Source organism: Mesorhizobium sp. Root102, from assembly GCF_001425625.1.
Classification (GTDB): Bacteria; Pseudomonadota; Alphaproteobacteria; order Rhizobiales; family Rhizobiaceae; genus Mesorhizobium.
This window is the reverse complement of record NZ_LMCP01000001.1, coordinates 199,177-223,468: the sequence shown is the minus strand read 5'-3', so window position 1 is coordinate 223,468 and position 24,292 is coordinate 199,177. Positions and strand designations below refer to the sequence as shown.

Genomic DNA, 24,292 nt, shown 5'->3' with positions numbered 1-24,292 from the left:
CAAGAGATGTCGCCGTACGCTTCGCCTTCAATACCACCGCGAAGCTCAGATGGGTCGGCGGATCAAGCTTTGCAAGCAAAGTAAGATGGAACCACAAAATCGCCATCGCAAGCGCCGCGCTAATCCCCCAACGCTGCGGCGCGTTCCGCTTCCGACAATAAGGGCAATGTGTGCTTAAACATGCTGAACTCGATCTTTCTTAGAAACCATTCGCAGCTGCCGTACGACCTACAAACGGCTTTCGTCGGAGCTGGCTTGCTTTCCGAACCATTCTTCAGCACTGCAAAATGTGCGTAGCCTGGATTCATGCAATTCCAAAATCTTGTTGCAAGTCTTCTTCAGCAGTCCGTGGTTATGACTCGCCAGCACGATGATCCCGGCCTTCTCGGCCATCTCGTTCATGCGCTGCCGTGCCTTGTCCTGAAAATTCGGGTCGCCGGCACCGATCCATTCGTCCATCAGCAAGATCTCGGGTTCGAAGCTGGTAGCGATGGAAAAGGCCAGCCGTGCTGCCATGCCCTGGCTGTAGGACTTGAACGGCAGGTCTATGAAATCGCCGAGCTCGCTGAATACGATGATCTCATCCATGCGTACCTTGATCTCATCCGGGCTCCAGCCATTGATGAGGCCGCGCAACTCGATGTTGCGCCGCCCGGTAGCCTCTGGGCGGAAACCCAGCCCGATGTTGAACAGCGCATCGACTCGACCTTCGATTGCGACCCTGCCTTTTGTCGGCACGTAAATACCGTAGAGCACTTTGAGAAGTGTGGTCTTGCCTGCGCCGTTGGCGCCCACAAGACCGAGTCGATCACCTGCTTCGAGCGAGAAGCTCACGCGATCTAGCGCCGTCACGTGGCGGTCGCGGCCCATACCCTCGATGCGTCCACCCGCCAGTACGCGCCTGTCCCGCAGGCCTAGCGTCATCTTCTGGCGGACCTTGTAGCTGAGGCCCAGATTTTCGGCGTGAATTGAAACCATCAGAGCACGAACACGATCTTCTTTCGACATCTGCCCAAAAGCAGCACAGCCAATACCCACAGTAAGACGATCATTATCGTGCAAATGCCGAAAGCGGTGGCCGGGAATTCAGCGTCTATCACCGGCAGGCGTACGATTTCCAGGAAATAGGTGAAGGGGTTCCAGCGATAGAACTCGCCACGGATGCCTTGGCCCGGGCCAATCCAGAACACCGGAGTGATGAACGTGCCGATGCGCATAAGGTTCTGAACGATGAAGCTCAAATCGGGGAAGAATGCACCAGCCACGGCAAAGACCAGGATCACCGCCGGCGTCACTATCATGATCATGATGAGCGCTAACCCTGACCAGAGCCAGTCAACAGTGAGCGGCGTGCGCACGAGCAGGAGGATGGCTAGGCAGCCGACCAAGGCGTAGCCTGCGCGGATTACCGATTGCATGGTGAGGCGCATGACATAGATGGTCAGTGGAAGTGTTGTCCCCTTGATGAAACTCTCCTCGCGAGCAAAGAGGGTCACACTCAGGGTGATCACTTCCATGAAATAAAGCCAGACCAGTAACCCGGTCGCCACGTAAGCGGCAAAATGCGGCACCGAGCGATTTTCGCCGAAGATGACGACGAAGGTGCCTGCAAAAGCGAGGTAGTTGATCAACAGCCAGATGGGACCGAGCGTCGTGCGTCTGTGCTGGTCGCCGATGTCCTCATGGGCAAGCGCAACCCAGACCCGGTGCAACCTCATGGCCTTGGAGATATCGTCAAGAGCGCCGGTTAGTACCGCAATCATAGGTGGAGTATCGCAATCCGTTGTTCTGGCGCATTATCCTTCGCCGCCATAGCGAACCACCAAGCCCGTCTCTAATATCCATTTCGGCGGGCATATGGCAACGCATTGCGTCGTAACGAGGTCGGTAGCAGAGTCAACTGCGGCAAAACTGGACACATGCCGATGCCGCGTTGCCCCTTTAGTAGCACGATCTAATGCGGACCTGGCGGCAATCGCCCGCGAATGATGATCGCGCTTCAAAAAACAACTGGCTATGACGTCACGCCCGCAGTATGCGATACAACAAGGCGGGGGCCGGGGATGGCACTGATAAGGTGATCGGCCACGAAGTATCTTCGTGTTCGCACTTTGCAGGTGTTCATGCCCTTGAGCCTGGAGTCTAGTGCCGCCCGATGAATTCTTACCTGGAAGCTGTGTTCCGGCTCAGGCCGCAGATGCGGCGCGCCTTCATCATGGTCCAGGACGTGGTCATGGTCCTGGTCGCCGTTGCGCTCAGCCTCGTGCTTTCGCGGTCGGATCTTTCGTTCGCGGCACTCTCCGACGAGGGGCTGGCAACCTGGGCATGCGTCGTCCTCATCAGCCATTTGCTGTTCAGATATTGTGGCCTCTACACCACGGTATGGCGCTTTGCCTCGACGCCCGACTTTTTCAACATCCTGAAGAGCTGTGCGATCCTGACGCTCACTCTCTACCTGGCCTCGCTGCTGCTCCGTTCTTTCAAACCCGTGCAGGGGCTGAACGAGCGTCAGTTCATCGTCTTCTTCCTCGTCTCCTTCACGATCATATCGGCGCCCCGGCTGTTCTACCGCTTCCTGCGTGACGGCGTGAGTTGGGGCATTCTGAGCCGCAAGACCGACAAGTCGCGGGCCAAGCGGGCGTTGTTCGTCGGCCGGCTCGGCGAGGCCGACCTGATCATTCGCTTCACGCGCACGGCACAGCCGGCGGACCACTCCATCGCGGGCATCATGGCGACCGAGCGCGGCGCGCCGTTGGGCACGCGGATCCAGGGCGTTCCGGTGGTCGCGACCCTGCCGCGTCTGATCGACGTCCTGGAAGACTATGTGAGCGGCACCAAAAGCCTGGATTTGCTGATTTTCGGCAGCGGCGCCGAGCACGAGATCGAGGACTATTCGGAACTCGTCCGCGTCGCCCGGCACGGCGGCATAAATGTCGTGCAGTTCTCCGGTCTTTCGGAACTGGAACAGCACGGAAAGCTGGTTCTCGACACCGTCGAGATGGAAACCATCCTGCGCCGTCCGACGGTCGCGTCCGATGTCGAGCGCATCGGCGCCTTTGTCGGCGGCAAACGTGTCCTGGTCACAGGCGGCGCCGGCTCGATCGGCCGGATGCTGGTCAAACGGTCGCTGCGGCTGGGAGCGGAGGCGGTGCTGGTCGCCGACAACTCCGAGTTCGGCATCTTCCAGCTGAGCCAGTATATCGACGAGAAGGACCACGACCGTCTCAAGGTCCGCATCGTCGATGTCGCGGACCGGCGCCAGATAATGCGTGTCGTCACGGAATTCCGGCCCGACATCATCTTTCATGCCGCGGCGCTCAAACACGTTCCGCTGCTCGAGGAAAACTGGGATTCGGCCATCCAGACCAATATTTTCGGAACGCTTGTCTGCGCCGAGGTCGCCGCCGAATGCGGGGTTCCGCAATTCGTCATGATATCGAGCGACAAGGCGGTGGATCCGACATCGGTGCTCGGCACGACAAAGCGGGCCGCCGAACAGATCGTCAGCGCCTTGCATGGAATGCCCGCGGGCGAGCCGGGCGAGCGTCGCTCCGCCACCAGGTTCATAGCCGTGCGGTTCGGCAATGTCTTCGGCAGCAATGGCTCTGTGGCGACGATATTCCAGGCGCAGATCGAGGCCGGAGGACCCGTCACCATCACTGACCGGCGCATGACACGCTATTTCATGACCGTGGCCGAAGCCGTCGATCTCGTCATCATGTCGGCGGCCGATGCCGCGTCGCGGCGGAGCGGGGAAGATTATGCCGTCTATATGCTCGACATGGGCAAGCCGGTGCCGATCCTTGAAGTGGCCGAAACGATGATCCGCATGGCCGGCAAGAGCCCATACACCGACATCGCGATCCGGTTCACCGGCATAAGGCCCGGCGAAAAACTCCACGAAACGCTGCATGGCGAAGATGAGGAGCTCGTCGAACTCGGCATTTCGAAGATTTTCGGCCTCAGTACGGACGTCGTGGAATGGTCGGATGTCCAGCTTGCGCTCACGGTGCTGCGGCAGTCGGTGCGGAACCAGGACAAGGCTGCCGCGCTCGCCGTGCTGGCGGGCCTCGACCGCGCCAAGAAGGCCAGGGCGGGCATTCATCAGGGCGCGATCCCGAAAACGGCCGGGCAGGCGAGCTAGATCTTGGTCGTTAGCAAGGAAGATCCGCGCATCGCGGTCCTGATGGGCACGAAAGATGGCGCCGCCTTCATCGATGAGCAACTGCAATCCCTGCTCGCGCAGTCGCACCCCCTGGTCGACCTGTGGATCTCCGACGATGGCTCCATCGATGGCACCACCGCCATCATCGAGACATGGAAATCGCGCTGGTCCAAGGGTCGAATGACCCTCGTGGAGGGGCCGCGGCAAGGCTTCGCCGCCAATTTCCGGTCGATGATCCTCGATCGGCGCGTCGATGCGGACTGCTATGCCTTCTGCGACCAGGACGATATCTGGGAGTCCGACAGGCTGGAGAGCGCCATGCGCTGGGTGCGGGCCCATGACGCGAAAACCCCGCTGATGTTTTGCTCGCGAACCGCGACCATGACGGAAACGGGAAGCCTGGTCGGCCATTCGCCGCTGTTTGCCCGGCCGCCATCCTTTCGCAACGCGCTTGTGCAAAGCATCGCCGGCGGCAACACCATCCTGCTCAACGCCGCGGCACGCGATCTTCTGGCCACGGCCTCCGCGCGGACCGGGTTCGTCAGCCACGACTGGTGGGCCTATCTCATCGTGACCGCCGCCGGCGGCATCGTCCGCTATGATTCGCGGCCGCTGGTGCGCTACCGGCAGCATGCGGCAAACCTGGTTGGCGCCAACGTATCGTGGCGGGCAAGGGTTTCCCGGCTTGGCCGCCTGTTCAAGGGCGAGTTCGCCGGCTGGACGGATCTCAATCTTGACGGCCTTGCCGTCAATCGCGACCTCCTGACCGAGGACGCGGCGGCATGCCTGGACCTGTTCAACAGCGGGCGGCAGGGCGGTCTTTTCCGCCGCTTGGCCGCCTTGCGCGAAAGCGGTGTCTATCGGCAGACTTTTTCCGGAACCCTGGGACTCTATCTCGCTTTCATCCTGGGGCGCATCTGAAGTATCGAACGGTCCTCGGGACTTTCGCAGGGAGCACTATCGGCCGTTCATGAAGGCAGCCAAGAAAATCTTCGATCTTGCCGGCGCGGCCGTGCTGCTGGTGACCACATCTCCTGTTTTGGTGCTGGCCGTCCTCGCCGTTCGCGCATCGTCGCCCGGTCGGGCTATTTTTTCCCAGACGCGGGTCGGCCGCGACGGCCTGCTTTTTCGCTGCCACAAGTTGCGCACGATGTATGTCGGGACGCCGTCATTGCCCTCGCATGAGGCGCCGGCGAATTCCGTGACATCGGTTGGAGCGGCCTTGCGCAAGTTCAAGCTCGATGAGCTGCCGCAATTCTGGAACGTTCTGAAGGGCGAGATGAGCCTGGTCGGGCCGCGCCCCTGCCTGCCGACCCAAACGGAATTGATCGAGTGTCGCAGGCAACTGGGGGTTTTGGCGGCACTGCCCGGCATAACCGGCCTGGCTCAGATCAAGGGCATCGACATGTCGAACCCGGAGCTGTTGGCGCAAACCGATGCCGACTATCTCCGCACAGCGTCGTTCTGGCTCGACCTTCGGATCCTGCTTGGAACGCTTTATCGAAGCTGAGCGGACCATGCTCCCAAGAAGAGTCAGGATCTGCTAAGCCGCGCCAGTTCGGTCAGCCGCTCGAGCGTGTCGGTTTCAGGCGTCCAACCCTCCGATACCAGCAGGGCGGGGTCGCAAATCTGGGTCGCGGTCAGGCTGTCCCAAAAAGCCCGCCTGCCCAGCACGCTTGCCGCCGGCCGTATCAGGCCGGCCGGCACGGTCATCAGGCGCATCGGCCGCCCGAAACCTCCACGAAAGGCGGCGATGATGGCCGCGACGGCGACCGGCGGCACATCGGCGCCGACATAGATCGGGCGCAGTGACCCCGAATGGCCGAGCAGGTGCGACACCGCTCGCACCGCGGCCTCGGTTGACATCAGCGAGCGGATTCCCGTCAAGGCACCGGTCGGCAGCGGCAGCGCCGTATCGGCCAGGCGCATCAGCGTCGCGAGGTTTCCCTTCATGCCGCTTCCATAGACAGGAGGCAGGCGCAACACGGCGGCGTCGGAGCGGCCATGCGACGCATAGGCATCCAAAACCCTGATCTCGCCGTCGCGCTTCGAGCGTCCGTAGGCGCATTGCGGGGCAGGAAGCGTGTTCTCGTCGATCGTCGCGCTGACGCGAGCGCCGATCACGGCCCGGATCGAGGAGAGATGAATGAAGCGTCCGCTTGCCTGTGCCGCCGCGGCATGCGCCAGCCGTGCGCTCAATTCGACATTGGCCGCCCGATAGTCGGCTTCGGTGGCATTGCCCTGATCATTGTTGAGGCCGGCACAATGGACGACATGGGTCACATCCCTGGTGAGTGCCAGGAAGGCCGCGGCCGGCGCATCGAAATTGGGCATCCGCACCGCCCCATCCCCCGACCCGAGCCTCTCCGGGTGGCGGGAGGCGAGGCGAAGCTCTGCTCCGGCCTGCCGAAGATGGCGCGCGACAAGACGCCCGATGAAACCCGTCGCCCCTGTCACCAGGACTTTCATTGCCTTGCTCGCAACAGCTCTCGAGTAGCTGGTGGTTCCACCAACGGAGCTTGACGTCCGGAGGCGAGATATGTCCCACACACCAGGAAGACCATCAGCACCGAGTCCAGAATGTCATGGCCGACGAGGATGCCCGTCATTCCCGCCGTGAGATACGTGATCACGACGATGACGATCATGGTGGCGCCGAACCGCTCGACCGGATCGCTGCTGTTGCGCAAGACCCGGGCGGCATTCCCGGCGGCAACGACAAAGATCGCCGCCAGCGTTGCGGCGCCCAGAATTCCCGCTTGCACCAAAGCGGTCAGGAAGCCGTTGTGGAAATGGTTGAAGCCGGCGTCCATCGCGAACTGGTCATGGAAGCCCTGCTTGATCAAAAGCTGGGTTGCACCCACCCCATGTCCGAACAACGGCATGTCATGGAATGCTTTGAGGCCGATCTCCCAGAGCGCGACACGTAATCCCAACGAGGTGTCGTAGTTGCCGTGAGTCCCCAGCGCATCCCAATCAGCGTGCAGAAAGTCGACGCGCCCGGATATCGCCTGGAAGCCGAAAGCGGCGATCACGATGCCGACTGCCACCAGCAACCGCAGCAGGCGAACGGCATTCCTGCCTCTGAGCCTCTGCCGGTGGATCAGCAGAACGGCGATGCCTGCAATCAGCAGCGCCAGCCAGACGATACGCGAACCGGAATAGATGATGGCGATCGTCCCGGCCAGTGTGGCGTAGAAGAGGGGGTTTCGGGCTCGCTCTATGCCTGACAAGGCACCGGCCACGCAGACCATCACCGCAAGGCAGACGACCGTCGCGAACACGATCGCATTGCCGGCCCCGCCCTCGGCCCTGACCCCACCCCAATATTGCTGGATGACGGCCATGAGCAGCGCGACAAAACAGGCGACCATGCTGGAGAGCACGATGATGCGGGCCAGCGTGGTTTTCGACGTGATGCTCCAGGTCGAATAGGAGAGGGGAAAGAACAGGAAGGTGACGAGCGGGATAAGGTGTGGGGCATCCCGGACGAAAGAGTTGTTGACGATGGAGGCCATCAGATTGGCCGCGCAGTAGGCATAGATCGCGGCCGTCAGCCAGATCATCGGCAGGTCAGCGTTGAAGCGCCTTTTTCCAGTAGCAATCAGCACGACGGAAGCCAAGCCTCCGCCGTTGAACACAAAGCTGACCACCGATCCCAGAACCGGCGGAAAAAAGAAGCAAAGGATAGAGAAGTAGATATTCACCTGCGAGGGAGTGAATTGCCGTCTTATGAATGAAAGTCGGTTCAATGCTCTGGATCACAATTCTCTGCGAGCTTCAGATGGCAGGTCTCATTAGCGAAATCGAATGTGGTGGCCTCGAAATGCACGTGTTCGACCATGCGTCGTTCTTGTTTTCAACGCCGGTATAGCGGCCGAAGTCTTGTTTCGATAGTGCGGCAAGGCCGGTTGCCACCAGAAATCGACGGCCACCAGCGGGCCAGCCGGGCAATTATTTTCCCCGGCTTTTCCTGCCTACTTGGCCGGCGAGCAGGAAATTCCGGGTTTTGCGATCTCCGTGGAAAATTCATTCCCGAACCATGTGCCTCCGGGCCAGTCTTGCATTGTTCTTGCCAACGACGATCTGCTAAAACGCCGGCTCGAAAGAGATTGTCCAGAAGCAAGGCTTGAACCGGGCGCAAAAAGCTCGATGATTTGGTCTTCTGTCGGAAGGCACGAAAGAACGCTCACGGTCCATGACAATAGCGCTTACGCATCTTCAACGGCTTGAAGCCGAGTCCATACATATATTCCGCGAGGTTGCGGCCGCCTTTGCCAAGCCGGTCATGCTCTACTCGGTCGGCAAGGATTCATCCGTGCTGATGCATCTGGCAATGAAGGCCTTTTATCCCGCCAAGCCGCCATTCCCCTTTCTTCACGTCGACACGACGTGGAAATTCCGTGAGATGATCGCCTTTCGCGATCAGATGGCGCAAAAGCTCGGCTTCGATCTCCTAGTTCATGTCAACGAAGATGGCGTGCGCGACAACATCAATCCGTTCGACCATGGTTCGAACACGCACACCCATGTGATGAAGACCGTGGCGCTGCGCCAGGCGCTCGACAAATACGGTTTCGACGCGGCCTTTGGCGGCGCCCGTCGCGATGAGGAAAAATCGCGCGCCAAGGAGCGCATCTTTTCCTTCCGCAACGCCCAGCACGTGTGGGATCCGAAGAACCAACGCCCCGAGATGTGGAAGATATTCAACACCCGCATCGCATCGGGTGAATCGATCCGCGTCTTTCCGTTGTCGAACTGGACCGAACTCGATATCTGGCAGTACATACTGCAGGAAAGTATCCCGATCGTGCCGCTCTATTTCGCCAAGGAACGGCTGGTGGTGGAACGCGACGGCATGCTGATTCTCAGGGATGACGAGCGCATGAAGCTGCGCCCCGGCGAGGTTGCGGAGAACCGGCTGGTGCGATTCCGCACGCTGGGCTGCTATCCGCTGACCGGCGCCATCGAATCGGAGGCCGACACGCTGGAAGCCATCGTCGGAGAAATGCTGACCGCGCGCACCTCCGAACGGCAGGGGCGCCTGATCGACCGCGATGAAGCCGGCTCGATGGAAAAGAAGAAGCGCGAGGGGTATTTTTGACCATGCGCCACATCATGGCAAAGAGCCTCGCACCCACCGATGGCGTCCGCGACTATCTGGCGGCGCAGGAGAAGAAGTCGCTGCTGCGCTTCCTGACCTGCGGCTCCGTCGATGACGGCAAGTCGACGCTGATCGGGCGCCTGCTTTCCGATACCAAGCAGATTTTCGAGGACCAGCTCGCCGCGCTCGAACGCGATTCGCGCAAGCACGGCACGACGGGCGAAGACATCGACTTCGCCTTGCTGGTCGACGGTCTCGAGGCTGAGCGTGAGCAAGGCATCACCATCGACGTCGCCTACCGCTTCTTCGCCACGCCGAAGCGCAAGTTCATCGTCGCCGACACGCCCGGCCACGAACAATACACGCGCAACATGGCGACCGGCGCCTCGACCGCCGACCTGGCGATCGTGCTGATCGATGCCCGGCAAGGGGTGCTGCGCCAGACGAGGCGCCACTCGATCATCGCCTCGCTGCTCGGCATCCGCCACATCGTGCTGGCCGTCAACAAGATCGATCTCGTCGGGTTCGATCAGGCGGTCTTCGACCGGATCGTTGAAGACTACCGGCAGTTTTCGCGCGATCTCGGTTTCCAGACCATCGTGCCGATCCCGATGTCGGCCCGTTACGGCGACAACGTCACCGGCCGTTCGGGCAACACAGAATGGTATTCCGGCCCGACGCTGATCGAGCATCTCGAAACCGTGTCGGTCGACCAAGCGGTGGTCGAACTGCCGTTCCGTTTTCCGGTTCAGTATGTCAATCGCCCCAATCTCGATTTTCGCGGTTTTGCCGGCACGATCGCATCCGGCTCGGTCGCGCCCGGTGATGAGGTGGTTGTTGCCAAGTCCGGCAAATCCTCGCGCGTCAAGCGGATCGTCTCCTATGGCGGCGACCTGGCCCAGGCGGCTGCCGGCCAGGCTGTCACGCTCGTCCTTGACGACGAGATCGAGATTTCACGCGGCAACATGCTGGTTTCGCCTGCCGCACGGCCGCAGGTCGCCGACCAGTTCGCCGCCAACATCGTCTGGTTCGACGAGCACGCCCTGCTGCCCGGCCGCTCCTACATCCTGCGCACCGAGACCGATCAGACCAGCGCCACCGTCACCGACCTGAAATACCGGATCAACGTCAACGACTTTGCCCATGAGGCGGCCAAATCGCTCGAAATGAATGAAGTCGGCATCTGCAACATCTCGACGCGGACGCCGACCGCCTTCGATCCGTTCGCCGAGAACCGTACGACCGGCGCCTTCATCCTGATCGACCGCATCTCAAACGCAACGGTCGGCGCCGGCATGATCCTGCACACGCTGCGCCGCGCCGAAAACATCCACTGGCAATCGCTCGATGTCGTCAAGCGCGTTCGCGCCGACATGAAGAACCAGCGGCCCGCCGTGTTCTGGTTCACCGGGCTGTCGGGCTCCGGCAAGTCGACCATCGCCAACCTGTTCGAAAAGAAGCTGTTCGCCACCGGCCGCCATACCTATATCCTGGACGGCGACAACGTCCGTCACGGCCTCAACCGCGATCTTGGTTTCACCGACGCCGATCGTGTCGAGAACATCCGCCGCGTCGCCGAAGTGGCGCGGCTGATGGGCGATGCCGGGTTGATCGTCATTGTATCGTTCATTTCGCCGTTCAGCGCCGAGCGGCGCATGGCGCGCGAATTGATGGCCGACGGAGAGTTCATCGAGGTGTTCGTCGATACCCCCTTCGAGGAATGCGCCAGGCGTGATCCCAAGGGCCTCTATGCACGCGCCTTGAATGGCGAGATCAAGAATTTCACCGGCGTCGATTCTCCCTATGAAGCGCCGGAAAACCCGGAAATCCATCTCAAGACACTCGGCAAATCGGCCGAAGAGATGGTAGACACCCTGGAACACTGGCTGAACGAGCGCGACATTGCCGAAGACCAATACGACAGCGGCGGCGGCATCTGACGACAGGCTGATGCTCGGAATCTGCGAGCGGCTGGCCTTGGCGGCGGGGCGTGAGGTGATGCGCGTGTTCCACGCCGGCTGTGCGGTCGACCGCAAGTCCGATTCGTCGCCGGTGACCGAGGCGGACCGCGAGAGCGAGAAGATCATTCTCACCGGGCTGCGCGCCGCATTTCCCGACATTCCCTGCGTGGCCGAGGAGGAAGCATCCGCCGGCATCGTGCCGCCCGACCTGGACGGGGCCTTCTTTCTGATCGATCCGCTCGACGGCACCAAGGAATTCGTCAACCGCCGCACCGATTTCACCGTCAACATCGCTCTGGTTCGCGATGGCGTACCGGAAGTCGGCGTCGTCTTCGCGCCCTGCACCGGCCGCTTCTTTTCCGGCCTGCCGGGCAGGGCGGAATCTCTCGAAATCGATGGCGACTACCAGATCACCGGGCGCCGGCCGATTTCGGTGAGAACAGCCATGGCGCCGCTGGCCGTCGTTGCCAGTCGTTCGCACAACACGCCGGAAACCGAGGCCTATATTCGCGACCTTGGCGCGGCCGAAATCGTGTCGGTCGGTTCGTCCTTGAAATTCTGCCTTGTCGCCAGCGGTGAGGCGGATGTCTATCCGCGCTTCGGCCGCACCATGGAATGGGACACGGCGGCGGGCGACGCCGTTCTGCGCGCGGCCGGCGGCATGACGCGCACGCTGGACGGCCAGCCTCTGGTCTATGGCAAGCGCAGGCAATGCGACGATGAGGATTTTGCCAATCCGCATTTCATTGCCAGCGGCAGAGCAGGGGTCAGCCCCGCCTGAGAAGGCCCCGCAGCTTACTCGGCTGCGGCCTGCGCTGAATTCGAGCCGATATAGTTGCGGATCGTTTCAATGATGCGGTCCTGGTCGGCTTCGCTGAGATAAGGGTGCATCGGCAGACAGAGAATCCGCTTCGGCAGGTCTTCCGACACAGCAAGGCCGGTCGGCGTGCGCGGGTAGTCGCGATAAGCAACCTGGGCATGCAGCGGCTTCACATAATAGATGACCGACGGAATTCCCTTTTCGCCGAGATGCGCCTTCAGCCCGTCGCGCTTCGGCGTCTCGATGGCGTACTGCGCCCAGGCCGAACGGCTGCCATCCAGATTGCGGGCGGCGGTAACGACGTCGCCAAGCCCATCGGCATAGCGCTTGGCCACCACTTGGCGGGCAACCATCTCGTCTTCGAGGATGGCCAGCTTCTCGATTAGGATCGCCGCCTGCAGCGTGTCGAGGCGTGAATTGATGCCGACGCGGACATTGTCGTATTGCGTTTCGCCCTTGCCGTGGAAGGCGAAGGATCTGAGTTGCTCGGCCAGCGCATCGTCATTGGTGAACATCGCGCCGCCATCGCCGTAGCAGCCAAGCGGCTTGGCAGGGTAGAAGCTCGTCGAGCCGACCGCGCCGAACGAGCCGCACATCTTGCCGTCGAGAGAACCGCCCATCGACTGGGCGGCATCCTCGATCACCATCAGCCCTTCGCGGTTGGCGATCGCCATGATCGCCTCGTAGTCGGCGGCAAGGCCAAACAGATCGACGGGAATGATTGCCTTCGGCTTCAGCCGGCCTTCCTTCTTGATCATGGTGATGGCCGCTTGGAGGCTGGCAATGTCGATGTTGTAGGTATGCGGGTCGACATCGACGAACACCGGCTCTGCCTTGGCCAGCGCCACCACTTCCGCCGTGGCGGCGAAAGTGAAGCTCGGCACGAACACCGCGTCGCCCGGTCCGACGCCGGCCGCAAACAGGGGCAAGAGCAATGCATCGGTGCCGTTCGCGCAAGCCACGACATGCTTGGTGCCGACATAGGCGGCGAGCTTGTTCTCGAATTCGGTGACTTGCGGGCCGAGAATATAGCGGCCCTCGTCGACGACACGGTCGATCGCGGCCTTCAGCCGGTCGCGGATTCGTTCGCGCTGCGCGCCAAGATCGATGAACTGCATGTCGGCCTCAAAACGGTTTCAACCAGGCGGTTTAGCCAGATAACGGCCCGCTGGTACCAGAGTTGCGCTTGACGAGAAAGCCGGACGCACAGAGCCGTAAATTGCCTGTGTGTCGTAGCCTGTTACCTGTATTTCCCGGCAGACCTTCGCGAGATGCCGGAAATCCGGGCTTCGTCGGGCGCGATCGCGCCTTTATAGCCCCACGCATCGGTCCTGCGAAACATAAAGTGATCGACTGCTCAATCTATGTTGAGCGCTACTCAGGCGATCTCGTGTCGCCAGGGTGGATTGGCGCCGGCCCGTGACACCGTTACCGCTGCTGCCTTGGCGCCAAGCGCCAGCGCCTTGTGGATGGCGTCTTTCGACAGGTCGGAAATCGACGCTTTCGTCAGCAGGCCCTGCTCATGCAAGGAGGCGAGGATACCGGCGTTGAACGTGTCGCCGGCGCCGACCGTGTCGACCACCTCGACCTTCTCCGGCATCACCGTGACGGTGTGCTCCTTGCTGTAGCCGACAGCGCCTTCGCTGCCATGGGTGACGACGATCAGCTTCGGGCCGCGGTCCAGCCAGTTGCGGATGACATCCTCATGCGAGCCGGCTTCGCCAAACCAGTTCAGGTCTTCGTCCGACAGTTTCACGATGTCGGCCATCGCCATCATGGCGCGGATGCGCCTGAGGTGCTTGGCCTTGTCCGGGATGAAGTTCGGCCGGATGTTGGGATCGAGCATCATGACGCGGCTTGCCTGCTCGCGCCGCATGAACTCTTCGTAGGCACTGCCGGCGGGCTCCGAGATCAGGCTGATGGCGCCGAACAGCATGGCTTCGATCTCGTTGCCGAGCTGTGGCAGGTCGTCGATGGTCAGCATGCGGCCGGCGGTGTTCTCGTCATAGAAGGTGTAGGTCGCCTGGCCGTTGGTGAGCTTGACGAAGGCCAGCGTCGTTGGCCGAGGCGAGGTGTGTGCATAGGTGGAACTGACCTTGCTCGCCCCCAGCGCATCCAGGAACTGGCCACCGAACAGATCCGACGACAGGCCGGAAAAGAAGCCGGCTGGCGCGCCGAGCCGGCCAAGCGCGATCGCCGTGTTGAACACGGCGCCGCCGACATAAGGCGCAAAGGCCGGCTCGCCCGCTGTCGTCGTGCGCGGCAGCATGTCGATCAGGGCTTCGCCGCAGCAGAGGATCATGGCTTCCTGGTCTCCGGCGGATAGATCACGCCTTTGCGGATTATGATGTTGGCGTAGAGCCGCGGCTCGCTTGTTGCGACGATGGCATGCGCCGATTTGACCCGTGCATAGAAGTCGGCGCCGGCCAGCGCAACCACCTTGCGGCCTGGCGCACGTTTGGCGCAGATCGCCTCGATCTCATTATGGACGGGATCGGCAAGCGAGGGGTCACCCTTGACCGAGGCGCGGAACAGCGCCTCCGGCACGGCGTCGTCCACCGGCAGCACGCTCAAGATCGCGTCGAGCACCGGGATGAGGTGGTGACCATCGGCTCGTACCAGCCGTGTTGCCTGCTGTTCCGCCGGATAATTTCCGTCGACAAGCGCGATTTCGTCGCCATGGCCCATGCCGCGCAGGATCGCCAGAAGCTCCGGACCGAGCAGCGCCGGGATTCCGATCAGCATCAGGCGCTCCTGGAAATCGTCGTCGAGCCGATCAGGAAGCGTTCGGATAGTGGCAGGCTGGCGCCTCCGAGGGCCCGGGCATGAATGCCGACGGTTCCCTCGCGAACCGCGGGCAGCTTCAAACCTTCGCCGTCGATCGTGGCGATGGCCGCGATGATGGCGTCAACCAGACGACGGCGCACCGCCTTCGGCATCCAGCCGTCGATCACCGCCGCCTCGAAATCGATGACCGAGGATGCGGCGACGATGGCGTAGGCGAGCGCTCGCGAGGCGCTGGCGATCCAGTCGTCGAGCTCGGGTCCGATCTCGCCCCAGTCTTCCGGCGATGTCCACAGATGCGAGGCCTCGACGCCGCGCGCATTGAGCGCCTTTTCGAGCATGGCGATGGACGCCACGTCGATCAGCTGGGTCGGTTTGCCGTTCGGCCCGGGCACGGGCATGGAGCCGAGTGCTCCGGCATTGCCGGTCGGGCCGCCAAACAGCCGGCCATTCAGCACGATGCCGCCACCGGCAAAGGCACCGATATAGAAATAGACGAAGTCACGCGCGCCGCCCGCGTGGCCGAAGACGAGCTCGGCGCCGCAGGCCGACGTGGCATCGTTCTGCAAATAGACCGGAAAATCGCATTGCGCCTGGATGTCGGCCCTGATGTCGCGGCGGCGCCATTCGTCCATGACGTCGCGCGGGGCGCCGGCAGTATCGGTCCAGTTCCACAACTCGAACGGCATGGCGATGCCGAGCCCGGCGATGCGCTTGTCCTGTGCGGGCGTCAACTCGCCGCGCATCTGCCGAATGCCGTTGCTGACGAAGTCCACCGTCTCGCGCCGCGCCGGGTAGCGGTATGAATGCTGCAGCATCGAGCGCACATTGCCAAGGAAATCGATCAGCACCAGTTCCGCGCTGCGCCGGCCGATCTTCAGGCCGATGAAGAAAGCGCCTTCGGGATTGAGCGCCATCGGGATGGAGGGCTGGCCGATCTTGCCGCGCAACGGCGCCTGGCGCAGCAGAAGGCTTTCTTCCTCCAACTCACGCATGATGACCGAAACCGTCTGCGCCGAAAGTCCGGTCATGCGAGCGATGTCAGATTTCGCCAGGCTGCCGTGCTGGCGCACCAGCGAGAGCACCAACCGCTCGTTGTGGTCGCGCATGCCGCTCTGGTTAGTGCCGCGGTGAATGAGGCTGTCATTCACCTCGGGCGAACCGTGCCTCGCAATGGCGGTTTCCACCCTGTTCCTCCCGTCGTTTCCCCTCAATGCTTTTGGGCCAGAATGGGTGAACGAAGCAATGCTGTCAATAATAAATAAGAGTGATTTAATTATTGACAGAGGCTTCGGCCTGGTGTCTGTTGAGGCAGCGTCCACACTGGGAGAATTTCGTTGGATGCGCTGCAGGTGCCGGTTGGCCGGCATCGGAATGGTTCCACTGGGAGGAAAATCGTGACCAATACAAAACTGTTGAAATCGACCGTGTTTGCCGCCGCGGCTCTTGGCCTGATGGCGTTTGCCTCGTCCGCATCCGCGGCCGGTGTCGGCGCCTGCCTGATCACCAAGACCGACACCAATCCCTTCTTCGTCAAGATGAAGGAAGGCGCGACCGCAAAAGCCAAGGAACTCGGCGTCGACCTCAAGACCTACGCCGGCAAGATCGACGGCGACAGCGAGAGCCAGGTCGCGGCGATCGAAAGCTGCATCGCCGACGGCGCCAAGGGTATCCTGATCACCGCGTCCGACACCAAGGGCATCGTGCCGACCGTGAAGAAGGCGCGTGATGCCGGCCTGCTGGTGATCGCGCTCGACACGCCGCTCGATCCCATCGACGCGGCCGACGCGACCTTTGCGACGGACAATCTCGAAGCCGGCAAGCTGATCGGCGCCTGGGCCGCCGCCACGCTCGGCGACAAGGCCAAGGACGCCAAGATCGGTTTCCTTGACCTGACCCCTTCGCAGCCGACCGTCGACGTCCTGCGCGACCAGGGCTTCATGATGGGCTACGGCATCGATGTGAAGGATCCCAACAAGATCGGCGATGAGGACGATCCGCGCATCGTCGGCCACGATGTCACAAACGGCAACGAGGAGGGCGGCCGCAAGGCGATGGAGAACCTTCTGCAGAAGGACAACACCATCAACGTCATCCACACCATCAACGAGCCGGCCGCTGTCGGCGCCTACCAGGCGCTGAAGGCCGTCGGCCTCGAAAGCCAGGTGCTGATCGTTTCCGTCGACGGCGGCTGCCCCGGCGTGAAATCAGTGGCCGAAGGTGTCATCGGCGCCACGTCGCAGCAATATCCACTGCAGATGGCAGCACTTGGCATCGAGGCGATCGCCGCTTTCGCCAAGGACGGAACCAAGCCGAAGCCGACCGAAGGCAAGAATTTCTTCGATACCGGCGTCAACCTGGTGACCGACAAGCCGGCCACTGGCGTGAAGTCCATCGACACCAAGGAAGGCCTCGCCAAGTGCTGGGGCTGATGCCGGTCTGACAGGCATCTACGGAACCTGAGCGGTCGGGGCTTGATCCCCGGCCGCTTCGGGTGGACGATGGGTCGCGTGACCGCGAACAATCCCGGCGACAGACCGGAAAAGCGTGGACGGGTGTTGGCGCGTGGCTGGCACCCAACGGGGAGGAAACATGGCTCAAGCTCAGGAATTCGAGAAGGTTCTCTCGAGCAGCGATACAAGCGTTGCCGCTTTTGACGAGCACAAATCGGCCGTCAAGCGCATCCAGCATTTCCTGCATTCGACGCCGGCCGCAGTGCCATTGATCGTGCTGGTTCTGGCGATCGTCGTCTTCGGCATCACCATCGGAGGACGCTTCTTTTCGTCCTACACGCTGACGCTGATCCTGCAGCAGATCGCCATCATCGGCATTCTGGGTGCTGCGCAGACATTGGTCATCCTGACCGCCGGCATCGATCTGTCGATCGGCGTGATCATGGTGATTTCAGCAGTGATCATGGGCAATTGCGCGGTCAGCTACGGCATGCCGAGCGTGCTCGCCGTGGCGATCGGGCTTGCCGCCGGCGCGGCCTGCGGGCTGCTCAACGGGGTGCTGGTCGCCTACATGAAGCTGCCGCCATTCATCGTGACGCTAGGCACCTGGAACATCGTCATGGCCACGAACTTCATCTATTCGGCCAATGAGACGATCCGCGACACCGACGTCGACACCCAGGCGCCGCTGCTGCATCTGTTTGCATTAAGCTTCAAGATTGGCACCGCGGTGCTGACGCTCGGTGTCATTGCCACGGTCGTGCTCGTTCTGATCCTGTGGTACGTGCTCAATCACACGGCATGGGGCCGCCATGTATACGCCGTTGGCGATGATCAGGAGGCGGCGAAGCTGTCGGGCATCCAGACCAAGAAGGTGCTGATGACGGTCTACACCCTTGCCGGACTGATCGCCGCTTTCGCTGCCTGGGTCTCCATCGGCCGCAACGGCTCGATCTCGCCGTCAGCCGCCGTCACCGACTATAATCTCCAGGCGATCACCGCGACGGTGATCGGCGGTATTTCTCTGTTTGGCGGACGCGGCTCGATCCTGGGCACGCTGTTCGGCGCGATGATCGTCGGCGTCGTCTCCATGGGCCTCAACATGCTGGGCGCCGATCCTCAATGGAAAGTGCTGCTCACCGGTGTGCTGATCATCGGCGCCGTGGCAGTCGACCAATGGATCAGAAAGGTTTCGGCATGACCATGACCCAGGAACCCATTCTCACCGCTCGTGGACTGGTCAAGCGCTATGGCCGTGTCACCGCCCTCGACAATGCCGACTTCGACCTTTACCCCGGCGAAATCCTCGCCGTCATAGGCGACAATGGCGCCGGCAAGTCGTCGCTCATCAAGGCGATTTCCGGCGCGGCCGTACCCGACGAAGGCGAGATCCGGCTTGAAGGCAAACCTGTCGCCTTCAAATCACCGATGGAGGCCCGCGAAGCCGGCATTGAAACCGTCTATCAGAATCTGGCGCTGTCGCCGGCACTCTCGATCGCCGACAACATGTTCCTTGGCCGCGAGATCCGTAAACCGGGTTTTCTGGGCGACTGGCTTCGTATGCTCGACCGTCCGGCGATGGAAAAGCGCGCCCGCGACAAGCTCACTGAGCTTGGCCTGATGACCATCCAGAACATCAGCCAGGCGGTGGAGACGCTTTCAGGCGGCCAGCGCCAGGGCGTGGCGGTGGCGCGCGCCGCCGCCTTCGGCAGCCGTGTGGTGATCATGGACGAACCGACGGCCGCCCTTGGCGTCAAGGAAAGCCGCCGCGTGCTCGAACTGATCCTCGACGTCAAGAAGCGCGGCCTGCCGATCGTTCTGATCTCGCACAATATGCCACATGTCTTCGAAGTGGCCGACCGCATTCACATCCACCGGCTGGGGCGTCGCCTCTGCGTCATCGATCCCAAGCAATATACGATGTCCGATGCCGTCGCCTTCATGACCGGCGCAAAGGTTCCGCCCGAGGCGGCGCTGGCGGCTTGATGCATGTCGCCCAAAAGTGCGTAGCGGTTTTGGGAACAACGACATGTATGGAACAAGAAATTTGAAGCGTGTCGCGCGGGATCGCCTGGGCGCGTCACGCTTCGAACTGTCAAATTGCCGCAGGGTAAGCCAGTATGCGCTGATCTAAATCGATTGAATATGTAGTGGTATCGGCTAGCATGGGCTGGGAGGAACGATGAAAGCCGGTATGATCGTGGCAACCGCACGAGAGGCAGCATGACGCGCGCGATGACATCCGAAGCTCCCCAGCCCGAACTTGAAAATCCCGATCCCAAGACACTCGCCGCGGAAGTCTTGAAGGCCCTCAAATACCGGGTTGGCAAGGACACCACCGTCGCGACCCAGTACGACTGGCTGACCGCCTCGATCAAGGTCGTGCGCGACCGCATCGTCGACCACTGGATGCAGGCGACGAAGGAGGCCTACGACCAGCAGGAAAAGCGCGTCTATTATCTGTCGCTGGAGTTCCTTATCGGCCGCCTGATGCGCGACGCCTTCTCCAATCTCGGCCTGATGGACAATATGCGCGCGGCGCTGTCGTCGCTGGGCGTCGATCTCGATCTGATCGCCGCTCTCGAGCCGGACGCGGCACTCGGCAATGGCGGCCTCGGCCGGCTTGCCGCCTGCTTCATGGAAAGCATGGCGACCGTCGACATTCCCACGCATGGCTATGGCATCCGCTATGCCAACGGCATGTTCCGCCAGGAGATTCATGACGGCTGGCAGGTCGAACTGCCCGAGACCTGGCTCGATCACGGCAATCCCTGGGAATTCGAACGCCGTGAGCGCTCTTTCGAGGTCGGTTTCGGCGGTTCAGTGGAATCGATCACCTCCAAGGACGGCCGGCTCGAACGCCATGTCTGGAAGCCGACCGAGCATGTACTGGCCGTCGCCTATGACACGCCCGTCGTCGGTTGGCGGGCCAATCGCGTCAACACGCTGCGGCTCTGGTCGGGCATGCCTGTCGATCCGATCCTGCTCGACAAGTTCAATGCCGGCGACCACATCGGTGCGCTTGCCGAAAGCAACAAGGCCGATGCCTTGTCGCGCGTGCTCTACCCCGCCGATTCACACAAGGCCGGGCAGGAACTGCGGCTCAGGCAAGAATACTTCTTCTCCACCGCCTCGCTGCAGGACATCGTCCAGCGCCATCTCAGCCAGTATGGCGACCTGAAGTCGCTGCCCGACAAGGCTGCGATCCATCTCAACGACACCCATCCGGCCATCGCTGTCCCCGAGTTGATGCGCCTGTTGATGGATGTCCACGGCATGGATTTCGACCTTGCCTGGAGCATCACCAAGCGGACCTTCGGCTACACCAACCACACGCTGCTTCCTGAAGCGCTGGAAAGCTGGCCGGTGCCGCTCTTTGAGCGGCTGCTGCCGCGCCACATGCAGATCGTCTACGCCATCAATGCCGAAGTGCTTCTTGAGGCGCGCGCCTCCGACCAGTTCTCCGACGAGCAGATCAGTCGCATCTCGCTGATCCAGGAAAACGGCGACCGTCGGGTGCGCATGGGCAATCTGGCCTTTGTCGGCTCGCACTCGATCAACGGCGTTTCGGCGCTTCACACCGACCTGATGAAGGAAACGGTGTTCGCCGACCTGCACAAACTCTATCCCGATCGCATCAACAACAAGACCAACGGCATCACGCCGCGGCGCTGGCTGATCCAGTGCAATCCCGGGCTGACGTCGCTCGCCCGCGAGACGATCGGCGACCGTTTTCTCGACGACATCGACGCCATCAAGGGTCTCGACGTCTTCGCCGGCGATGCCGCCTTTCGCGACAAGTTCGCCGCCGTCAAGCGCGCCAACAAGGCGCGGCTGGCCAACCTCGTCGCCGACCGGCTCGGCATCAAGGTCGATCCCTCGGCGCTGTTCGATATCCAGATCAAGCGCATCCATGAATACAAGCGCCAGCTTCTGAACATCCTTGAGGCGATCGCTCTCTACGACCAGATCCGCTCGCATCCCGAGCGCGACTGGATGCCGCGCGTGAAATTCTTCGGCGGCAAGGCGGCACCCAGCTACCACAATGCCAAACTGATCATCAAACTCGCCAACGACGTCGCCAAGGTCATCAACCGCGATCCGGCCGTGCGCGGTTTGCTGAAGGTGGTGTTCGTGCCAAACTACAATGTCAGCCTGGCCGAGATCATGATGCCGGCGGCCGACCTGTCCGAGCAGATCTCGACCGCCGGCATGGAAGCGTCAGGCACCGGCAACATGAAGTTCGCGCTGAATGGTGCGCTGACCATCGGCACGCTCGACGGCGCCAATGTCGAGATCAAGGAGTGCGTCGGCGACGACAATATCTTCATCTTCGGCCTGACCACCGCCGAGGTCGCTGAGCGGCGCAACAACGGCTACGATCCGCGCGCCGTCATCGAAGCATCACCCGAACTGGCGCAAGCGGTTGCTGCCGTTTCGTCGGGTGTCTTTTCGCCGGACGATCCGGAGCGTTACCGCGACTTGATGAACGGTCTCTATCAGAGCGACTGGTTCATGGTCGCCGCAGATTTCGACGCCTACGCCGCTGCGCAGCGCGAAGTCGATGCCGTCTGGCGCAACAGTCCCGACTGGTACGCCAAGGCGATCCGCAACGTTGCGCGTGTCGGCTGGTTCTCCTCCGATCGCACGATCCGCCAATATGCGAAAGAAATCTGGAACGTACCTGTCTGATGTGGTTGCATGAGGCCGCGAACAATGTGGTCCCAGGGTGTGAAATGCACACCCTAGAACAAAATACTCGGTGCCCGGGGAGGGACGCTGCCTGATGAAGAAGCCGCGCGCGACCGCTGCGACAAGCGGGCCGGACGGACTGGCGCAAGCCAGCGATGTTGCGGCGATTGTTGCCGGCACGCACGGAGATCCCTTCGCGGTCCTTGGTGTCCATGAGATCGGCAAGAGCCTGTATGCCCGATGCTTCGTTCCGCATGCCGAATTCGTTACCGCTTATACGCTGACCGGCACCATCGCGGGTGAACTGTCCAGGCGCGACGACGGCGGCTTTTTCGAAGGCAAGCTCTCGATCAAGAAGCGGCAGCCCCTGCGCTATCACGCGCGCAATGCCGGCGGCGACTGGTGGCTGACCGATCCCTATTCGTTCGGTCCGGTGCTTGGCCCGATGGACGACTACTACATCGCCCAAGGCTCGCACCTCAGGCTGTTCGATAAGCTCGGCGCCCATGTCATCGACCACGAAGGCGCTTCCGGAGTGCATTTCGCCGTCTGGGCTCCCAATGCACGGCGCGTCTCGGTGGTCGGCGACTTCAACGAATGGGACGGTCGCCGGCACACGATGCGTGATCGCCGCGACACCGGCATCTGGGAACTGTTCGTGCCCGATATCGGTGCCGGTCGGCCCTACAAATACGAGATCATCGGTCCCGATGGCGTGAGACTGCCGCTGAAAGCCGACCCGTTCGCCTTCAAATCTGAATTGCGTCCGGCCACTGCTTCGGTCGTGGCCGTGCCACCGGCGCATGAGTGGGGCGACGAGGCGCACCGCAATTTCTGGCGCAATGCCGATCACCGGCGCGAAGCCATCTCGATCTACGAGGTCCATGCCGGCTCCTGGCAACTTCACGACGACGGTACGTTCCTGTCATGGGACGAGTTGGCCGACCGGCTGATCCCCTATGTGGTCGAGACCGGTTTCACCCATATCGAATTCATGCCGATCTCTGAACACCCCTATGACCCGTCCTGGGGCTACCAGACGACCGGCCTCTACGCGCCGTCGGCCCGCTTCGGCGACCCGGACGGCTTTGCTCGTTTCGTCGATGGCGCCCACCGCGCCGGCGTCGGTGTCATCCTCGACTGGGTGCCGGCGCATTTCCCGGTCGACGCGCACGGCCTTGCCAACTTCGACGGCACCGCGCTCTATGAACATGCCGATCCGCGCAAGGGTTTTCATCCCGACTGGAACACCGCGATCTACAATTTTGGCCGCCGCGAGGTGGTGTCGTTCCTCGTCAACAACGCCTTGTTCTGGGCCGAGAAATATCATGTCGACGGTTTGCGCGTTGATGCGGTCGCCTCGATGCTCTACCTCGACTATTCGCGCAAGGCCGGCGAATGGATCCCCAACGAGAAGGGCGGCCGCGAGAACCTCGAGGCGGTCAGCTTCCTGCAGAAGATGAACAAGGAGGTCTACGGCCACCATCCGGGCGTCATGACCATCGCCGAGGAATCGACCTCCTGGCCGAAGGTCTCGGCACCGATGCATGAAGGCGGCCTGGGCTTCGGCTTCAAGTGGAACATGGGCTTCATGCACGACACGCTGGAGTATTTCTCCAAGGAGCCCATCTTCCGCAAACATCACCACAACGACCTCACCTTCGGCCTGACCTACGCCTTCTCGGAAAATTTCGTGCTGCCGCTCTCGCATGACGAGGTCGTGCACGGCAAAGGCACGCTGCTTGGCAAAATGGCCGGCGACGACTGGCAGAAATTCGCGACATTGCGCGCGTACTACGCTTTCATGTGGGGTTATCCCGGCAAGAAGCTGCTGTTCATGGGGCAGGAGTTCGCGCAGCGCCGCGAATGGAGCGAGGCGCGCGCGCTCGACTGGAACCTGCTGGAGTTCCGCCCGCATCGCGGCGTCTGGCAGACGGTGCGCGATCTCAACTATCTCTACCGTTCGCGCCCGGCGCTACATGGCCGTGATTGCGAGCCGGAAGGGTTTTCCTGGCTGATCGTCGACGACAGCCAGAATTCGGTTTTTGCCTGGCTGCGCAGCGCACCGGGCGGCAACTCGGTGGCCGTCATTTCCAATTTCACGCCGGTGCCGCGCGACAATTATCGCGTGCCGCTGCCGACGGCCGGCAAATGGCGCGAAATCATCAACACCGACGCTTCGGAATATGGCGGTTCCGGCAAGGGCAATGGCGGCATGGTCGAGGCGCGGGCGGAGGGAGGGAGCATCTCCGCGACTATGCTCTTGCCGCCGCTGTCGACGATCATGCTTGAACTCGTTGCGGACTAGGTCCG

Annotated in this window: 19 protein-coding genes; 11 read left to right on the top strand and 8 right to left on the bottom strand. The window is 61.8% G+C overall.

The window, feature by feature from the left end; all coding sequences use genetic code 11:
* Positions 1-228 precede the first annotated feature (228 nt).
* A complete protein-coding gene (locus ASD12_RS01020) occupies positions 229-978 on the bottom strand; it encodes an ABC transporter ATP-binding protein (RefSeq protein WP_056580860.1) in 750 nt (249 codons plus the stop codon).
* Positions 978-1,763 carry an ABC transporter permease gene (locus tag ASD12_RS01015; RefSeq protein WP_056580857.1) on the bottom strand — a complete coding sequence of 262 codons (786 nt, stop codon included), beginning with the start codon at positions 1,761-1,763 and terminating at the stop codon, positions 978-980. The genes ASD12_RS01020 and ASD12_RS01015 overlap by 1 nt, the downstream gene beginning before the upstream one ends.
* 392 nt (positions 1,764-2,155) lie before the next feature.
* On the opposite strand from ASD12_RS01015, the gene ASD12_RS01010 reads away from it, so the two are divergent.
* Genes ASD12_RS01010 through ASD12_RS01000 form a run of 3 tightly spaced genes read left to right on the top strand, consistent with a single transcriptional unit; the run spans position 2,156 to position 5,675 of the window.
* Positions 2,156-4,144, top strand: coding sequence for a nucleoside-diphosphate sugar epimerase/dehydratase (locus ASD12_RS01010; RefSeq protein ID WP_056580854.1), 1,989 nt, complete (start codon positions 2,156-2,158; stop codon positions 4,142-4,144).
* Positions 4,145-4,186: 42 nt separating this feature from the next.
* Positions 4,187-5,086 carry a glycosyltransferase family 2 protein gene (locus tag ASD12_RS01005; protein WP_056581904.1) on the top strand — a complete coding sequence of 300 codons (900 nt, stop codon included), beginning with the start codon at positions 4,187-4,189 and terminating at the stop codon, positions 5,084-5,086.
* A gap of 49 nt (positions 5,087-5,135) precedes the next feature.
* Positions 5,136-5,675 carry a sugar transferase gene (locus tag ASD12_RS01000; RefSeq protein WP_056580850.1) on the top strand — a complete coding sequence of 180 codons (540 nt, stop codon included), beginning with the start codon at positions 5,136-5,138 and terminating at the stop codon, positions 5,673-5,675.
* A gap of 23 nt (positions 5,676-5,698) precedes the next feature.
* On the opposite strand, the gene ASD12_RS00995 is transcribed toward ASD12_RS01000, so the two are convergent.
* Both ASD12_RS00995 and ASD12_RS00990 read right to left on the bottom strand, forming a co-directional pair.
* Positions 5,699-6,634 carry an NAD-dependent epimerase/dehydratase family protein gene (locus tag ASD12_RS00995; protein WP_056580847.1) on the bottom strand — a complete coding sequence of 312 codons (936 nt, stop codon included), beginning with the start codon at positions 6,632-6,634 and terminating at the stop codon, positions 5,699-5,701.
* Positions 6,631-7,872 (bottom strand): O-antigen ligase, encoded by a 1,242-nt coding sequence (locus tag ASD12_RS00990; protein WP_244482701.1) that lies wholly within the window; start codon positions 7,870-7,872, stop codon positions 6,631-6,633. Before ASD12_RS00990 ends, ASD12_RS00995 begins: the two co-directional genes overlap by 4 nt.
* Before the next feature lie 491 nt (positions 7,873-8,363).
* On the opposite strand from ASD12_RS00990, the gene cysD reads away from it, so the two are divergent.
* From cysD to cysQ, 3 genes are read left to right on the top strand one after another with little or no spacing between them, the layout of a single operon-like run.
* Positions 8,364-9,269, top strand: coding sequence for a sulfate adenylyltransferase subunit CysD (cysD, locus tag ASD12_RS00985; RefSeq protein ID WP_056580841.1), 906 nt, complete (start codon positions 8,364-8,366; stop codon positions 9,267-9,269).
* 2 nt (positions 9,270-9,271) lie between these two features.
* Positions 9,272-11,209 carry a sulfate adenylyltransferase subunit CysN gene (cysN, locus tag ASD12_RS00980; protein WP_056580838.1) on the top strand — a complete coding sequence of 646 codons (1,938 nt, stop codon included), beginning with the start codon at positions 9,272-9,274 and terminating at the stop codon, positions 11,207-11,209.
* Positions 11,210-11,219: 10 nt separating this feature from the next.
* Positions 11,220-12,011 carry a 3'(2'),5'-bisphosphate nucleotidase CysQ gene (gene cysQ, locus ASD12_RS00975; protein ID WP_056581903.1) on the top strand — a complete coding sequence of 264 codons (792 nt, stop codon included), beginning with the start codon at positions 11,220-11,222 and terminating at the stop codon, positions 12,009-12,011.
* Between the two features lie 14 nt (positions 12,012-12,025).
* On the opposite strand, the gene ASD12_RS00970 is transcribed toward cysQ, so the two are convergent.
* The 4 genes from ASD12_RS00970 to ASD12_RS00955 form a co-directional block, all read right to left on the bottom strand.
* Positions 12,026-13,168 (bottom strand): DegT/DnrJ/EryC1/StrS aminotransferase family protein, encoded by a 1,143-nt coding sequence (locus ASD12_RS00970; protein WP_056580835.1) that lies wholly within the window; start codon positions 13,166-13,168, stop codon positions 12,026-12,028.
* A gap of 260 nt (positions 13,169-13,428) precedes the next feature.
* Positions 13,429-14,352 carry a carbohydrate kinase gene (locus ASD12_RS00965; RefSeq protein ID WP_056580832.1) on the bottom strand — a complete coding sequence of 308 codons (924 nt, stop codon included), beginning with the start codon at positions 14,350-14,352 and terminating at the stop codon, positions 13,429-13,431.
* A complete protein-coding gene (locus ASD12_RS00960) occupies positions 14,349-14,795 on the bottom strand; it encodes an RbsD/FucU domain-containing protein (RefSeq protein WP_056580828.1) in 447 nt (148 codons plus the stop codon). Before ASD12_RS00960 ends, ASD12_RS00965 begins: the two co-directional genes overlap by 4 nt.
* Positions 14,795-16,021 carry an ROK family protein gene (locus ASD12_RS00955; RefSeq protein WP_056580825.1) on the bottom strand — a complete coding sequence of 409 codons (1,227 nt, stop codon included), beginning with the start codon at positions 16,019-16,021 and terminating at the stop codon, positions 14,795-14,797. Before ASD12_RS00955 ends, ASD12_RS00960 begins: the two co-directional genes overlap by 1 nt.
* Before the next feature lie 228 nt (positions 16,022-16,249).
* On the opposite strand from ASD12_RS00955, the gene ASD12_RS00950 reads away from it, so the two are divergent.
* The 5 genes from ASD12_RS00950 to glgB all read left to right on the top strand — a co-directional run bounded on the left by ASD12_RS00950 (position 16,250) and on the right by glgB (position 24,287).
* Positions 16,250-17,266: a sugar ABC transporter substrate-binding protein gene (locus tag ASD12_RS00950; RefSeq protein ID WP_056581902.1), complete on the top strand. Its 1,017-nt coding sequence runs from the start codon at positions 16,250-16,252 to the stop codon at positions 17,264-17,266.
* A gap of 160 nt (positions 17,267-17,426) precedes the next feature.
* On the top strand, positions 17,427-18,488 hold the full coding sequence (locus ASD12_RS00945) for an ABC transporter permease (protein WP_056580824.1): 1,062 nt from the start codon (positions 17,427-17,429) through the stop codon (positions 18,486-18,488).
* 2 nt (positions 18,489-18,490) lie between these two features.
* Positions 18,491-19,273 (top strand): ATP-binding cassette domain-containing protein, encoded by a 783-nt coding sequence (locus tag ASD12_RS00940; protein WP_027035860.1) that lies wholly within the window; start codon positions 18,491-18,493, stop codon positions 19,271-19,273.
* Positions 19,274-19,510: 237 nt separating this feature from the next.
* Positions 19,511-21,979, top strand: a complete 2,469-nt coding sequence (locus ASD12_RS00935) for a glycogen/starch/alpha-glucan phosphorylase (protein ID WP_056580821.1) — start codon at positions 19,511-19,513, stop codon at positions 21,977-21,979.
* A gap of 94 nt (positions 21,980-22,073) precedes the next feature.
* A complete protein-coding gene (gene glgB / locus ASD12_RS00930) occupies positions 22,074-24,287 on the top strand; it encodes a 1,4-alpha-glucan branching protein GlgB (RefSeq protein WP_056580818.1) in 2,214 nt (737 codons plus the stop codon).
* The last annotated feature ends 5 nt before the right edge of the window (positions 24,288-24,292 follow it).